This is a genomic window from Roseibium sp. HPY-6 (assembly GCF_040530035.1).
GTDB lineage: Bacteria > Pseudomonadota > Alphaproteobacteria > Rhizobiales > Stappiaceae > Roseibium.
Genome location: NZ_JBEWCD010000002.1, coordinates 761,306 through 775,463, shown reverse-complemented (window position 1 = coordinate 775,463; position 14,158 = coordinate 761,306). Strand labels below are relative to the sequence as shown.

Annotated in this window: 13 protein-coding genes; 5 read left to right on the top strand and 8 right to left on the bottom strand. The window is 56.3% G+C overall.

Translation table 11 applies throughout. The features are described 5' to 3' along the window. Together ABVF61_RS14945 and ABVF61_RS14940 are read right to left on the bottom strand one after the other, a co-directional pair. Positions 1–972 (bottom strand): ABC transporter permease, encoded by a 972-nt coding sequence (locus tag ABVF61_RS14945; RefSeq protein ID WP_353994339.1) that lies wholly within the window; start codon positions 970–972, stop codon positions 1–3. A gap of 52 nt (positions 973–1,024) precedes the next feature. Further along, entirely contained in the window at positions 1,025–2,005 is a 981-nt protein-coding gene (locus ABVF61_RS14940) for a sugar ABC transporter substrate-binding protein (RefSeq protein ID WP_353994338.1), read from the bottom strand. A gap of 218 nt (positions 2,006–2,223) precedes the next feature. On the opposite strand from ABVF61_RS14940, the gene ABVF61_RS14935 reads away from it, so the two are divergent. The 4 genes from ABVF61_RS14935 (at position 2,224) to ABVF61_RS14920 (ending at position 7,030) form a co-directional block, all read left to right on the top strand. Further along, the gene (locus ABVF61_RS14935; protein ID WP_353994337.1) at positions 2,224–2,877 is read left to right on the top strand and encodes an SGNH/GDSL hydrolase family protein; all 654 of its coding nucleotides are present in this window, start codon (positions 2,224–2,226) and stop codon (positions 2,875–2,877) included. A gap of 145 nt (positions 2,878–3,022) precedes the next feature. Continuing rightward, complete coding sequence (locus tag ABVF61_RS14930; RefSeq protein WP_353996434.1) at positions 3,023–4,090, top strand: ROK family transcriptional regulator; 1,068 nt, start codon at positions 3,023–3,025, stop codon at positions 4,088–4,090. A gap of 870 nt (positions 4,091–4,960) precedes the next feature. Continuing rightward, positions 4,961–5,977: an extracellular catalytic domain type 2 short-chain-length polyhydroxyalkanoate depolymerase gene (locus tag ABVF61_RS14925; protein ID WP_353994336.1), complete on the top strand. Its 1,017-nt coding sequence runs from the start codon at positions 4,961–4,963 to the stop codon at positions 5,975–5,977. Positions 5,978–6,232: 255 nt separating this feature from the next. Then, positions 6,233–7,030 (top strand): MBL fold metallo-hydrolase, encoded by a 798-nt coding sequence (locus tag ABVF61_RS14920; RefSeq protein WP_353994335.1) that lies wholly within the window; start codon positions 6,233–6,235, stop codon positions 7,028–7,030. A 15-nt stretch (positions 7,031–7,045) separates the two neighbouring features. Here ABVF61_RS14920 and ABVF61_RS14915 read toward each other — a convergent pair whose 3' ends face one another. From ABVF61_RS14915 to ABVF61_RS14890, 6 genes are all read right to left on the bottom strand, one after another. Further along, the gene (locus ABVF61_RS14915; protein ID WP_353994334.1) at positions 7,046–7,852 is read right to left on the bottom strand and encodes a hypothetical protein; all 807 of its coding nucleotides are present in this window, start codon (positions 7,850–7,852) and stop codon (positions 7,046–7,048) included. After that, positions 7,852–8,469 (bottom strand): cysteine hydrolase family protein, encoded by a 618-nt coding sequence (locus ABVF61_RS14910; protein ID WP_353994333.1) that lies wholly within the window; start codon positions 8,467–8,469, stop codon positions 7,852–7,854. The genes ABVF61_RS14915 and ABVF61_RS14910 overlap by 1 nt, the downstream gene beginning before the upstream one ends. Before the next feature lie 19 nt (positions 8,470–8,488). Continuing rightward, a complete protein-coding gene (locus tag ABVF61_RS14905; protein ID WP_353994332.1) occupies positions 8,489–9,295 on the bottom strand; it encodes an ABC transporter permease in 807 nt (268 codons plus the stop codon). After that, positions 9,292–10,314 carry an ABC transporter permease gene (locus ABVF61_RS14900; protein WP_353994331.1) on the bottom strand — a complete coding sequence of 341 codons (1,023 nt, stop codon included), beginning with the start codon at positions 10,312–10,314 and terminating at the stop codon, positions 9,292–9,294. Before ABVF61_RS14900 ends, ABVF61_RS14905 begins: the two co-directional genes overlap by 4 nt. Continuing rightward, the gene (locus tag ABVF61_RS14895) at positions 10,311–11,426 is read right to left on the bottom strand and encodes an ABC transporter ATP-binding protein (protein WP_353994330.1); all 1,116 of its coding nucleotides are present in this window, start codon (positions 11,424–11,426) and stop codon (positions 10,311–10,313) included. Before ABVF61_RS14895 ends, ABVF61_RS14900 begins: the two co-directional genes overlap by 4 nt. A 154-nt stretch (positions 11,427–11,580) precedes the next feature. Continuing rightward, complete coding sequence (locus ABVF61_RS14890; protein WP_353994329.1) at positions 11,581–12,693, bottom strand: ABC transporter substrate-binding protein; 1,113 nt, start codon at positions 12,691–12,693, stop codon at positions 11,581–11,583. A gap of 329 nt (positions 12,694–13,022) precedes the next feature. On the opposite strand from ABVF61_RS14890, the gene ABVF61_RS14885 reads away from it, so the two are divergent. Further along, entirely contained in the window at positions 13,023–14,135 is a 1,113-nt protein-coding gene (locus ABVF61_RS14885) for an isopenicillin N synthase family dioxygenase (protein ID WP_353994328.1), read from the top strand. Positions 14,136–14,158: the final 23 nt, after the last annotated feature.

Genomic DNA, 14,158 nt, shown 5'->3' with positions numbered 1-14,158 from the left:
CTATTTGCTTGAGAGCGCGAGCCGGCGAACATAGTTGTTGGCGAGAACAGCTGCCGCAAGCAGAAGCCCGAGGAACAACTGGATCCAGTCCGTGTTCCATCCGGTATAGAAGATGCCGCTGGATATGACACCGAACAACGCCGTCCCCAGAACGATGCCGGTGACACTGCCATAACCGCCGGTCAGGAGCACGCCGCCGATGACTACGACAATCGGTGCCTGGAACACGAAGCCCATGCCGTAGGTCGCGTTGCCCGAATTCCATTGGACACCTTGGAGAATCCCGACCAGCGCGGCGGCAAGACCGGTGGCGATGAACAGACTGATCTTGACCCGCTGCACCGGAACGCCCGCCCCGCGGGCCGCGTCCAGATTTCCGCCCGTTGCGTAGATCCAGTTGCCGAAGACACTGCGGCTCAAAACCCGGTAGCCGATATAGGCAACGAGCAGCCACCAGAGAATGGAAATGTTGGCCTGCCCCCAACGCGCCGCAAAAACGAACTTTGCGCTGTCGGAAGCCACGATCGAACTTGATGTGACATTGGCGATCAGCCGCGAGACGCCCATTGTTGCGCCGATCACGATGAAATTGGTTGCCAGGGTGACGATGAATGACGGCAGTTTGGTCTTGACGACTGCGAGGCCGTTGGCCAGCCCGATCAGACCTCCGGCAGCCAATGCCAGGAATACCATCGGCCAGATCGGCATATCGTATTGGTTGGTTCCAAGCGCGAGGATCATCGACGAAGCCCCCACAGTCGACCCGATCGACAGGTCAAACTCACCTGAAATCATCAAGAGCCCAACCGGGATCGCGACAATTCCCAGTTCGGCGGCCAGATTGAGCCATCCGGCTGTGCCATTCACGGACACGAATCCCGTTCCGGGCGTTGCGAGCGCAAAGAAAAGATAAGTGATGAGAAACGCTGCGAAAGCCCCCGCCTCGGGCCGCTTCATGAAATTCCTGAGCACATCTTTCTCCAGGTGAGCTTTGTCTGATGGCCCTCGCCGGGCCGTGCGGCGCCTAGGAGGCGCCGCGAACTCCTGCATGTTCCTTGTTGACCTTCAGCGTTTCGTCCACGTTGGAGCTGTCGATCACCAATGGTCCGGTCTTGACATGTCCGATCGGATGCAAGCCGTAATTCAGGTATTGATGGGCAATCTGGATAGACATGAAGCCTTGCAGATAAGGCTGCTGGTCCATGGCAAAGGCGAGGTCACCATTCTTGATGGCAAGAAGAGCTTCATTCGACAAGTCTGCCGTTCCAACCATGATTTCGCCTTTGCGTCCGACTTCGTCCACGGCGCGCAGGGCGGACATCGCAGGAACCGCATTCAGCGTATAGATCCCGTCGATCTGCGGATTTGCCTGCAGGCTGCCCTTGATCGCCTGCGTCATGGCCTGCGGGTTCGTCGCATCTCCCGTCCCGATGGTCTGGTAGATGGTTTCCTTTCCGGCTTCCTTCATGGCAGCAACATAGCCATTGCACCGCTCTTCAACTGTCGGATTGCCCGGGACCTGGTTGAAACACAGGCCTGTTGTGACGCCGGCGTCCGCCTGGATCTGACCTGCCTTGTAGCCCATCTGATAAGGGTCTTCGCCAACAAAGCCGATCGATCCGTTGCCTTCCCAAAGGGTCTGACCGGAATTGTGAATGAGAACGGGAATGCCGGCGGCGGTCGCCTCCTTGATCAACGGGTCCATGCCATCGGGAAAGAACTCGCCAACGAGCAACATTCTGGGCTCGCGGCTGATTGCCTGCTGCAGCAGCCTGGGGTAGTCGCTCGTCATGTTCGACGTGTCCGTGACCGCAATATACTGGTAATCGACGTCGAAAATTTCAGCGGCGTCGTCAAAGCCCTTTTTCACCGCGGCAAAAAACGGCCAGGACAAGGGACCGCTCACGACCAGTATCGGGCCTTCGTCGTTGGACACTGCAGGTGACGCAACCCCGAGGCCGATTGTGACAGCAGCAGCTGCCAGGACTGATTTGAAAAGTTTCATCTGATCCTCCCGTGATCCGACAACACAGACAAGGCGAATTTCGACCGCATCCGTGCGTCTGTTCATCATGATGAGCACGGAAATTACGCTTGTGTCAATAATTATTCACGATGAATTACTATTGACCAATTGAAGATCCGCTTCTAGGCTGGGTTCCGTTGGCACTCACAAACTGACTGCCTATCCTATTGAAAATAAATATATCTTTTGGAGGCGGTATGCGATCGGTGTTGTGCTACGGAGATTCCAATACGTATGGACAAACCACCGCCAACAAGCCGGACGACCGATACCCGCATGACGTTCGATGGCCTGGCGTATTGCGGGGTCTGATCGGCAACGAATGGCTTGTGATCGAAGAAGGCCTGAGCGGAAGAACCACTGTCAGCAACGACGAAATCGAAGGTCCGGAAAAGAATGGCCGGACCTATCTTCGGCCCTGCATCATGAGCCACAAACCGCTTGATCTGATCATCATCATGCTCGGGACCAACGATCTGAAAGTGCGTTTCAACAAAACCCCATGTGAAATCGCCATGGGCATCGGAGCACTTGTGACAGACATCAAGGCCATGCCCGCCGGCGTTGAGGGCAAGATACCCGAAATTCTGATTGTCGCGCCGCCGCCAACCGCGCTTGACTTGAAAGAATGGTCGGATGTGTTTCTGGGGGCTCAGGAAAAATCACGCGCACTGGCGCGTGAATACGAACGGATCGCCGAAGCTCACGAAGTGCATTTTTTCGATGCAGGTCTTGTCGTCAACTCCAGCGACGAGGACGGCTTTCATCTTGATGTCCAGGCGCACAAAGACCTGGGTCATGCCATTGCCGAAGAGATCGCGGCCATTGGCTGGCCGGACCAAAGCGACTAAACCGTGGGAAGAAATCACCGGGCGCGAAAGGCGCGCCCGTTCCAGACGCCCAAACGTGATAATCCATAGTGCGATAGCGTGCCTCGAAGCGAGGTGCATTTCGCGAGTTCTGATTTCAAAGCAGGAGGCTGTACTTTTGCCGGATATGCGTTTTGCCCCGCCACCAACCGTTCGTGTCGCAGAACACCCGGGTGGCATGAACCAGGTTCTGGCGCGCAGCTTCAATGAACGTTTGATCATGTCCCTCCTCCTGCAGCACGACGGCATGACACGGCTCCAACTCGGTCGGGAAAGCGGGCTGTCCGCGCAAACAATCTCCGTCATTGTCAGGGCACTTGAGCGCGACAACCTGGTCAGCAAGGGCGAAGCCGTCCGGGGGCGAATCGGGCCACCGACGACACCTATCAGCCTGAACCCCAATGGCGCGTTCTCGATCGGGATCCATGTCGATCGTCGCGCTATCGAGGCGACCATCATCAACTTTGTAGGAGTGCCTGTTGCTCAAAAACGAAGTGCCATCACCACCTTCGACGTCCAGAATGTGCGTGATGCGCTGATTGGAATGGTGGACACGCTGCTCGGTGAGTTGACGGCCACGCAGAAAGCCCTTGTCGCCGGAATCGGGCTTACCTTCCCCCAGCGGTTTGAAGCTGAAGAGGAACAGGAACAAGCCGTCCTGGCTTATGACTTTGAACAGGACCTGCGCGCGCATTCCGGCCTGGAGGTCGTCATCCAAGACGATGTAACTGCGGCTGCCAGTGCCGAAACACTCTATGGCCAAGCCAAGCGTATGGACGATCTGCTCTTTTGTTATGCGTCCAAAGATCTCAAGCCAAGGCTGATCCTCGGAGGGCGGATCTACACAGGTTCAAACCCTCAAATTCCAATTTGCGACTGTCAAACCTGGAATCTTACGGCTCAAAACTTGGAGAGTGTCGCGACGCGGGACGATCTGGGTGTTCAGCGATGGATCCAGCAGGTCGTCTCAAAGACGGTTGATCTTGTGCATGATCTCGGGACGTTCGCAAGTGTTCCGGAGATGATCCTGTCGGCACCGGTTCCAACGACCGTTATCGATGAACTGGTGTCACGCATTGCTTCGAAGATCTCGATAGACCTCTCGGTGACCGGGAGCCGCTTCGGCCCAAACGCTCTCGCAATCGGCGCTGCGATCATGCCCATACAAACGCGCTTTACCGCGAATACTCTTTAGGGCCTGTGACGAGATGGCGCGAGGGATTGTCGACACATTGGACTTGATCCGCGACAGACAGATCGAAACCGAAAATCTTCAATACTGACGAAAAACGAGCACAGAAAAATCGTCTGCCGAAAGCATCTCATTGCAGCGGTCCTGAGACTTCGTTCGAGGACTGTCCCTCAGGTTAAGTCGCCTCGCGGCTTTGACGACTGAGAACCAACTCGAATGCGTTGTGAAAGGCGCATTTCCGCAGCCGTTGCCGTGAGATGCCCCATCAGCGGTGACGGTGTTGTGGCGACCACGCACTTGCCGGCAGAGACGTCTTTTCGCTTTCTTTGACCTGCGCCCGCACAGCACGCTTTCAAGTCAGCTCTTTTTGCGATGTGGTCCATCAGCGGCTTTTCGGTCCACGAACTTCGACATTCGATGCAGGAGCAACCCTGTGGACTCCGCGTCCTCGAATGCACAGAATTCAGGCTTGTCTTCCTTCAGCCTTTGCGTGCACAGTCACGACCAGCACCCTCAGATGGTACGCATTATTTTAAGTACCGTTGGATCGCACACCTTAGCCCCGCATGACGGTGCCACCAAAGGCTCACGCGGCTGGTTTCGCGGCCAACCGCAGGGTCATTCTGCGGGCACCAGTAAGCGTCCGCAAAGCAGCACGATTTGAGAAAACGGCCATTCGTTTCGCGCAAGAACACAGATTCAAAGGAAAGCTAAAGCAGGCAGGTGCGGCTAAATCCAAGGAATTTCGGCAAACCGATCTCTTACCGGCAATTAAAGGCAAACAATGTTTTCAAAGTTACAAATCCTCTCCTTCTTTCCATACTGCAACACAATATCACCCGCCCGGGGTGATGATCATGCGAGTGTTCACGCATGATCGGCCTTCTGCGAAGCGCAGTGTGGGCGCTGGCCTTGGGGTCAACCGCTCACGCCCAAACACTCCCCGAACTCAATCTCGATCCTGCTCAAACAACGGTATCGGGCCTTTCAAGCGGCGCTTTCATGGCCGTTCAGTTGCAGGTTGCCTTCTCTGAAAAGCTTGCAGGTGCCGGCATCGTTGCAGGTGGGCCTTATGGCTGTTCTGAGGGAAGCGTTTACTGGGCCCTGTGGATCTGTATGGCGACCACTTTCGGCGAAGCTGACGCCGAGGAATCCATACGCGAAATTGAAGACCTCGCCGCGCGTCGCCGAATAGATGCACCCGCAAATATTGTCGGTGATCGCATCTACATGTTCCATGGCAAGGCCGACGATACGGTCGCACGAGCGTCGATGGATGCGCTCTATGACGCCTATAGTGCGCTTAACGTGCCGGATGGTCAGATCTCATATGAAAAGACGATCAATGCCGGTCATGGTTTTGTTACCGAACAAGGTGATCTGGCCTGTTCTACCACGGCTCCCGACTTCCTTATTGACTGCGATTTTGATCAGGCCGGCGACATTCTCCAGCACGTCTACGGCACCCTTCGTCCCGCAACCGTTCCCGATCAGGGGAGGCTGCAGGATTTCGATCAAAGTCAGTACGCGCAGGCCGCGGAAGGAATGGGTGACACGGCTTTTGTCTATGTCCCTGAAACCTGCGCCAATGGGCAGCAATGCCGTTTGCACATTGCTCTTCACGGATGCAAACAAGGCGAAGAGGTGCTTGGAGATACCTATGCACGCCAATCGGGCTACAACAAATGGGCGGAGGCAAACGACATTGTTGTACTTTACCCGCAGGCAGAGCGGATCCCTTCACCCTGGTGGAACTGGTACGCAGGCAATCCGAATGGCTGCTGGGACTGGTGGGGATACGGGAGCAACGACTTCCTGAGCCGGGAGGCACCGCAGATCGCCGCCATAGCCCGCATGGCCGAAGCATTGGGCGCTCCCTTGTCACAGTGACTTCATGGTGGTGACTGTGTGTTCCAACCCTGCAAAGGGCTGCATCGGCTGCCACATGGAGTGAGCTGACACACGGACGAAATTTCACTCCTTTTCGCAGGCTATTCGGTTGTTTTGAGCAAGCCCGTGAAGGTATGATTGGCGGGAAAAATTGTCTCATGAAGCTGGTCGCTACACCGGTTGCGCAACGCACTGCCAAACCAGCAATTTTCGCAAGGCTGCTCCGGTCTGAGCGCCCGTGTCATTGGAGTAAAAATGCCTGACGTTTCCCACTATCCGATTGCGCATGACTGGTTTTCAATATCCAAGGTAGATGAGACGACGGACATGCTGCTTGAACCGCATGTCCATGTCCTGGAACAGGCGAACATGTTCTTCGTACGCGGGTCCGAGCGCGACATGATCATCGACACGGGAATGGGCATCGTCCCGATCGCACCTTATGTCGACCCGCTGTCGGTCAAACCGCATGCGGAAATCATTTGCGTCTCAACGCATACGCATATCGATCATATCGGCGGTGTGCATGAGTTCGATATCCGTCTCGTGCATCCGATCGAAGCGGACGAGATGGCCTCCCCCTCCATCATGAACACGATCATTCGCGATGAAATCGCTCCGGCACTGTTGGAGCTTTTTGCCGCCTCGGGATATCCGCCGCTGGATGAATTGCTGGTTACCGCGTTGCCCCACGAGGGGTATGACCCCGCCTCCTACAACCTCAAAGGTGCGCCGGCTACCGGACTTCTGGAAGAAGGAGACACCGTTGACTTGGGCGACCGGCAATACACCGTCCTGCATGTGCCGGGGCATTCGCCGGGCAGCATTGCACTCTTTGAAGAAAAAACGGGCGTTCTGTTTGCCGGCGATGCGATCTATGACGGCCCACTCATTTATGACGGACCGGGCATGAGTGTCGAAGACTACGTTGTCACGATGAAAAAGCTGCAGGGCCTCGACGTGTCGATTGTTCACGGAGGTCACGATCCGAGCTTCGACAAAAAACGGCTGGACGAGATTGTCGAAAAGTATTTTCGGATCTGGGGTGTCTGAACGGGATTTCGCGGATCAGAGCGCGAGCTCAGCCACGGTCCAGGTTCGCCTGAGCGCTTCGCCATCGAAACGCGTATGATTTGTTTCGAATCTGTCGCTCACGGCGTGGAGATTGTCGCACAATACAGCACCAACGCGATTGGGATGGCTCGACAGTTCAATCATGGCCGATCCATCGACAATACGGCCAAAACTGTATTCGGCCTGGAACAGATCGGCGAGCAGATCCCGGTCGGCATTTTTCAGCGCGTGTGCGAGAACTTCCTTCCAGGGGCGTGACAGGTTTTTCCGGGTGGGCCGATCAAGAGCGAACAGAAACCGTGATTCAGAGCTGATCAGAAATCCCCAAATGCCGCCATCGCATGTCAACACCCGGCCTTCCGGTTCTGCACCGTCTATTTTCTGGTCGAGCCACAGCTCGACAAAGTCTGCGTCAACGCCGAACTCAAAAAGACCGGTCGCGGTCCGCTCCAAGCGACCGATATCACGTCCGGTCTCCGGACCCTGGAGGTTTATCACTCTCTCCCAGGTGCAGACACTGTCGACGACAGTAGACCGGCCTGCGAACCCTTCTGCATCCGCCAGCGCCATAAGATCTGCTGGATCGAGTTCAGCAAGGCAGGTGACCGGCAGGCCGTTTGAAAAGCGGGACGGAATGCGCAAGTCCGCAAAAAGGCCGTCCGCCTGAAACCAGTAGACGTGCGTTTCATGGTCTTCGAAATCCGGATCTCTCGCCGGGGCCTTGATATAAGCCCGACGCCAAAGTCCGCGAATATCGGCGTCTGAAACGGGATCCGAGACCGCGTTTGCGCTATCCGTCATCAGGCCGCGGCGGCATTGTGGGCGCCAAATGCCGCGATGAGTTCATCTGAGGTGCGTACGGCTCCTGTTTGCAGATACTCCATTGCGTCAAGGGCTGCCGAATGCGCTGCAGGATCAGAACCGCCAACACAGTCCTTGACCACACGGCAATAGAAATCCTTCTGGTGACCATCGGCGAACGTGTAGTGGACGCAGACATTGGTCAGTCCGCCGACCATTACCAGCGTATCGGCTTTCAGCCCCCGCAGGAGGATGTCGAGGTCGGTGCCGATAAAGCATGAATACCGGCGCTTCTTGATCACGTAGTCATCTGGTTTCAGGCCGACGATTTCATCGGCGATTTCCGTCCCTTCGCGGCCTTCGACGCAATGCACATCCTCCGTACCATCGAGCTCACGGCCAAAGTCCACCATGTTGGGGCGATGGGCTTCCTGGAAGAAGATTACAGGAATTTCGCTTGCACGCGCAGCATCGATCACCGTGCGTGCCTGGCGCATGGCGCTTGTATAGGCAGACATTTTTGGAATGCCGCCATCATAGTTTTCCAGAAACGCGCTCTTTTGAATGTCGATCACCAGCAACACCGGGTTTCCGACAAGAAGGGGCTGTGCGGGCATGGCTGTTGTCCTCCTCAGGTCAATTGTCTTTGCGCGCTGGGTCCGCGCCGAGCAGGCGGGGCAAATCGCCATAGCGGGCGACGGCACTGAAAACGGCGATCGATACCAAAAGGAAGGTGATCGCCCCGACAGCCATGGTAGGCGTGAACCCGTTGCGCAGCGAATTGAAGATCTGCAGCGTCACCGTGCTGTAGGCGGAGGCAGACACGAAAAAGATGACGATGAATTCGTGGAAACTCAGAACCACCACGAAGAAGAAACCGGACAAGGTATACGACAGCGTCTGCGGCAGGATGATCGTCCGCAGGATCGTCGGCTCGTCAGCCCCCATGGTTTGCGCCGCATCAAGGTGATACCTGTCGATAGACTGCAGCCCGATTGATATCGTCACGAGCGGCAAGGCTGCAAGCAGGGCGGTGTGGCTCAGGATGCCGGTAAAGATATTTCCAAGCCCACCGACAAAGGTCCACAAAAAGCTGAGACCTACCCCAAAGACGATTGGCGGCAAGGCAAACGGCAACCCGGCAAGACCGGTGAGCGCACGGGAAAACGCCGTGTTGCGCTTCCATTGGTCATAGGCAATCGGCCAAGTGATCAGCACCGCCAAAGTGGCACTCGCAAGCGCGACAATGATGGAGTTTTCCATCGATCGGAGCCAAACCGGCTCGGATACGAAAAACTCCCAGAATCTCGCAAATGTCGGGTCCTTTGGGGGGAACAGCATCGAGCGCCCGCCGTTCAGGGCGCTCAGGCACACAATTACGATCGGCAGGCTGATATAGGCGGCGCAAATCAGCATGAAGCCATGTTTGAGAGCAGCTTTCATCGGCCCCGGTTCTCCGCGAGACGGCTGAGCCAGAGACTGGCGAAAATGAATACACCGGCAGTGGTCAGCAGCACGACGGCCTGTGCGGCCCCAAAGGGTGCATTGAGCGTGGCACCGCGGATCGCCTCGTAAATCGACACCGGAAGTGTCTGGTGGGCGGGCTCCGCGAAGTAGGTGACCGTCACGTAGGCACCAAGCAGATAGACGAACAGCAGCAGCAAGGTGCCCATAACCGGGATGCGGACGACCGGAACAATAACGGTGCGCATGACGGTGAAAGAGCCGGCGCCCATGGTGCGCGCCGCTTCAATCATCGAGCGATCGATGCGCGAGAGGGGCGCGTAGAGCAAAATCACCGCGTAGGGCCAGACCAGATAAGCCATTGTCAGAACCGTCGCCAGCTGGGACGTTTTGAACTTCACGTTACGCGGGTTTGCGAGGCCCCAATCCTTGAGCACGGCAAGCCAGCCGGTCTCCTTCAGCCACTCTGTCACACCGGTGGCCTTGAAAAGAGCCGGGAGACCCGATCGGTTGGACAGCATGATGTCCCAGCCCATCACGATGAAGACTTCCGACATCGAAAGACTTGCCAGGATGAACACCAACCAGGCCGCCTGCACCGGGCGCGAACACTGACTGAGGAAATATGTAAAGGGAAAGGCGAACGCGATTGCGATCAGCGAACCGAGGACTGCGTATGCAAGCGTATAGCCAAGCTTATAGGCATAAAGGAGCGTGATCTCGTCCGGCCAGCCGATGCCAACGAAAACACGCGCATAATTGCTGGGGTCAAACGCCCACACCCAGCTCGCGCCTTCGATTTTCTCGCCAAAACTGACGGCAACAACAAGCAGGATCGGCGACAGGAAGACGAACAGCAGAACGGCCGCGATCGTTGTCATGATGATCGACCGTGCTCCGAACCGGCGAACCGCGTCAAACGGCGGACGCAGTGTTTTGTTCAGACGGGATCCGTTGTCTGCCTGCGCCAGATAAGAAGCTGTTGCCAGGTCGCTCATGCAGCGACGTTCTCCTGGTGACCGGCAGATGCCAACGCTTGTTTAGCGGCCGCTGCCGGTGCCTGTCCTGGAAAGCACAACAGGGAGTTTGATCGCAGTCTGACGCCTGTGCTTTCACCTTGTGCCACGCTGCCACCAGTTGATGACGGCATTTCGCAGATCACCCGTCCGGCGTTTGTCTCGACAAAGACTTCCCTCGTAGGGCCGACGTCTCTCACAAACGAGACCGAACCGGTCAGCGTGTTTGGCGCAGTCTCGTCAACTGAACACAGTTCGACATTCTCCGGTCTGCAAACGAGCTGTACAGGCGCGCCGTCGACAAAAGAGGCCGGTTTTTCCAGATCAAACGCGTCGTCGCCGACAAATACGCGGCCGCCGCGAACGATACCGTCGATAAAGTTCGCCTTGCCAATGAATGAGGCGACAAAAGGTGTTTCCGGGCGCTGATATATGTCTGTCGGAGAACCGATTTGTTCCGTACGCCCGTTGCTCATCACAACAATCTCGTCGGCCATGGTCATGGCTTCACGCTGATCGTGGGTCACGACGATCGTGGTGATGTTCAACTGTTGCTGCAGGAGCCGAAGCTCGACCTGCATGGTTTCGCGCAACTGAGCGTCCAGTGCGGACATAGGCTCGTCGAGCAGAAACACCTCGGGCTCCTGGGCGAGTGCCCGGGCGATTGCCACACGCTGGCGCTGACCGCCTGACAGCTGGCCAATCCGGCGATCTTTAAAGTCCGCCATCTGAACGAGGTCGAGAAGCTCCTGCGCGCGCCTTGAGCGGGTCGATTTCTCAACGCCCGAAATGGTCAAGCTGTAGGCGACATTCTCGCCTACCGACAAATGAGGAAACAAGGCAAAGGACTGAAACACCATGCCGAATTTCCGCTTGTTTGCGGGCAGCGTCGTGATGTCATCGCCGTTGAGGGCAAGACTTCCCCGGGTTGGCGTTTCGAGCCCTGCAATGATGCGCAGCAACGTTGTTTTTCCGCAGCCTGACGGCCCCAGAAGCGCCGTCAACTTGCCCGAGGGAAAAACCAAATCAATGTTCTGCAGCGCAGTTACGTCGCCATAGATCTTTCTGACATCCTTTAGGACCAGTCCGGCCATGAAGCTGCTACTCTCGAAACGTGAAGTCTGGAAGATTGCCGGCTTTCGCTGCCCGATTGTTCGGCAAGCGAAACACAGGTCCGCACGCGTTCTGGTGGGAAGAGCGGGATCAATGGTCTATGTTCCGTATCACCCGCTCCACACACAAACAGCATCAAGCGCCTGCGAGCATCGCGTCCCAGCGCTCTTTGATGAACGTCTCGTTGTCGAGATAAGATTCATAAGCAGGCGTGATGATCGGCGATCCGGACACGAACGCGAACTCCTCATCCGTCAGGTCGGTGAGTTCGCGGTTGACCAGCGGTGCGGTGCCGATGTTGCGCGACATAAGTGCCTGGGTGGCCGGGTCACTGGAAAACGCCATGAATTCGTAGGCTTCACCGGTTTTTTCCGAAAGCGGGCTCAGGCACCAGGACCCGTAACCGATCGGATTGCCTTCGACGGGGAACAGCGGCTTGATCGGGAACCCGTCAGACGCCATGATGTTCGCAACGTCCAGATAGTAGGATCCGCCGATGACGTCTTCGTTCTTCATCGCCTGTTCCATCTGGCTTTCAGCCGACCACCAGAGCGCGACATGCGGCTTCAGCTCGGCAACCTTGTCCAGAACCGCAACGATCCCGTCTTCCGTCATGAGCGTTTCTGCGCCGTCAAAGAATGTCTTTGCCGTAATATCGAGAAGACGACCGTCGATTTTCTTGGAAATGCCGAGCGACCCCTCGTAGGCGGGGTTCTCCCAGAACTCTTTCCAGCTGGTTGGTGCCGGCGTCACTTCGTTGGGGTTGATCACCATGGCATTGAACCACGCCATTGAGCCTACGCCGACGAGACCATCGGGACCTTCGTACAAAAATTCCGCGTCCAGATTGGTTACCCCGGGGATCTTTGACGCGTCCAGCGGTTTCAGCATTTCGCCGATACGCGTCGCCTTGATCATGGTGTCCTTGCCGTAAAGCGACACGTCAGCGGGCACCGTGCCGGAGGCTGCTGCCTGCTGCATCGTCACAAGCCAGTCGCTCGAGTTGGGCTGCGTCACGGATTCGACTGTTATACCCGTTGCCTCGGTAAAGGCCGGGTACACAAATTTCTTGAAACTGTCCTCGAAGTAGCCGCCATAAGACCCAATCTTGATTGATCGCGCCTGGGCGATCGCGGGCATGGCAAGCAATGAGCTGCCGGCTGCCAGGGCTGTGGTGCCTGCCGCACCTTTCAGGATTGATCGGCGTGTCAGATCGCCCGTGCGCCTTGTTTTGAATTTCTGCGTCATCCGGCGTGTTCCTCTCAATTTTCGGCGGCCCCTCGTTCGCCAACCTTGGTGGAACCTCATTGAGTTTGAGGCATGCGTTCAAACAAGCACGTTGCATGCCAAACAAAAAAACAAACAAAAACAGGTGATTAGAAAAAATACCAATACTCCGCACATGAAGCCTGTGCGATTAGTAGGCGAGCTGCCTAATTTTTCTACATACACATTTATTGTGCAAGTAGGCGCAGATGATATTCTGACCGCAACGTGATCGCGCCGACCTAACAGTCATGATCGGCCTACCGGAAACAAATTGCCTCAACAGTCACGCAAAACTTTGGAGCCTCACCATGCGCGATCTCTTGGACCAAAGGACGCTTGAACCGGAGATGGCGGCCGATGGGACCGATGACCAGATCGCACTGAGTTCAGATAACGTGTCACTGCCGGTCATTGACTTGACCGGGCTCCACGAAAGCGATCCGGCGGCCCTGGCAGCGGTCGCCAAGGAGCTCGGAAAGGCGGCGAAAACATCTGGCTTCTTCTACATCAAGAACCACGGTGTCGATCAGGCGCTGATCGACGAGGCTTTCGCAGCGTCCCGCGCCTTCCATACCCAGTCCCGGCGCTACAAGATGAAATACTGGTGCGGCTACAGCACCAATCATCGGGGCTACGTGCCCTTTGAAGAAAACGGCAGCTCGTTTCCAAAAACGATCAACTACAACGAAGCCTGGGACATGTCATTTGAAGCCCCTGCCGATCATCCGGATTATCTGGCCGGTTGGCGCATGACCGGCCCAAATGTCTGGCCCGATTTGCCCGGATGGAAGGACACGATCTCGCGATACTATGACGCGGTTTTCGGGCTTGGACTGAAACTTCTTGGCGCGCTTGAACTGGAATTGGGCGTTGAAGCCGGAACCCTCAAGAAACACGTCAACTGCCCCACATCGCAGTTGCGTCTTTTGCGCTATCTGGAAAACGATGTTCCGGCAAGCAAGGACTTCGTTGGCATCGAAGCTCATTCGGACTTTGAGTGTTTCACAATTCTTCTCCAGGGCGGCCCTGGCCTTCAGGTGCTCAACACCGATGACTACTGGATGGAAGCGCCGCCAATCCCCGGCACATTCATCGTCAATATAGGCGATATTTTCGAGACATGGTCCGGCGGCCTTTACAAGTCCACCCAGCACCGCGTTGTGAACACCGGCAAGGAACGGTATTCGATGCCGCTCTTCTTCGGTCTCGATTATGATGCTGTCGTTGAGCCGCTGCCGAAATTCAAGACGGTCGAAACTGCTGAAAAATATCCGCCCATCAAGGCTGGTGATCACCTGATGCGCATGACCGTCGGCGCGTTCCGCTATATTTCCGACGCCGTCGACAAGGGCGAGATCGAGCTGGATTTTGCAGTGCCGGATGCAAATCCATTCAAGCGGCCAGCCAAAACAATTGCCTAGATGACAGTTTGGTCGCGGCCGAT

Coding starts and splice junctions, on each gene's coding strand:
- ABVF61_RS14910 (WP_353994333.1), bottom strand. CDS start 8,469: ATGCCCGCACAGCCCCTTCTTGTCGGAAACCCGGTGTTGCTGGTGATC.
- ABVF61_RS14935 (WP_353994337.1), top strand. CDS start 2,224: ATGCGATCGGTGTTGTGCTACGGAGATTCCAATACGTATGGACAAACC.
- ABVF61_RS14890 (WP_353994329.1), bottom strand. CDS start 12,693: ATGACGCAGAAATTCAAAACAAGGCGCACGGGCGATCTGACACGCCGA.
- ABVF61_RS14895 (WP_353994330.1), bottom strand. CDS start 11,426: ATGGCCGGACTGGTCCTAAAGGATGTCAGAAAGATCTATGGCGACGTA.
- ABVF61_RS14905 (WP_353994332.1), bottom strand. CDS start 9,295: ATGAAAGCTGCTCTCAAACATGGCTTCATGCTGATTTGCGCCGCCTAT.
- ABVF61_RS14940 (WP_353994338.1), bottom strand. CDS start 2,005: ATGAAACTTTTCAAATCAGTCCTGGCAGCTGCTGCTGTCACAATCGGC.
- ABVF61_RS14900 (WP_353994331.1), bottom strand. CDS start 10,314: ATGAGCGACCTGGCAACAGCTTCTTATCTGGCGCAGGCAGACAACGGA.
- ABVF61_RS14930 (WP_353996434.1), top strand. CDS start 3,023: ATGCGTTTTGCCCCGCCACCAACCGTTCGTGTCGCAGAACACCCGGGT.
- ABVF61_RS14925 (WP_353994336.1), top strand. CDS start 4,961: ATGATCGGCCTTCTGCGAAGCGCAGTGTGGGCGCTGGCCTTGGGGTCA.
- ABVF61_RS14915 (WP_353994334.1), bottom strand. CDS start 7,852: ATGACGGATAGCGCAAACGCGGTCTCGGATCCCGTTTCAGACGCCGAT.
- ABVF61_RS14885 (WP_353994328.1), top strand. CDS start 13,023: ATGCGCGATCTCTTGGACCAAAGGACGCTTGAACCGGAGATGGCGGCC.
- ABVF61_RS14920 (WP_353994335.1), top strand. CDS start 6,233: ATGCCTGACGTTTCCCACTATCCGATTGCGCATGACTGGTTTTCAATA.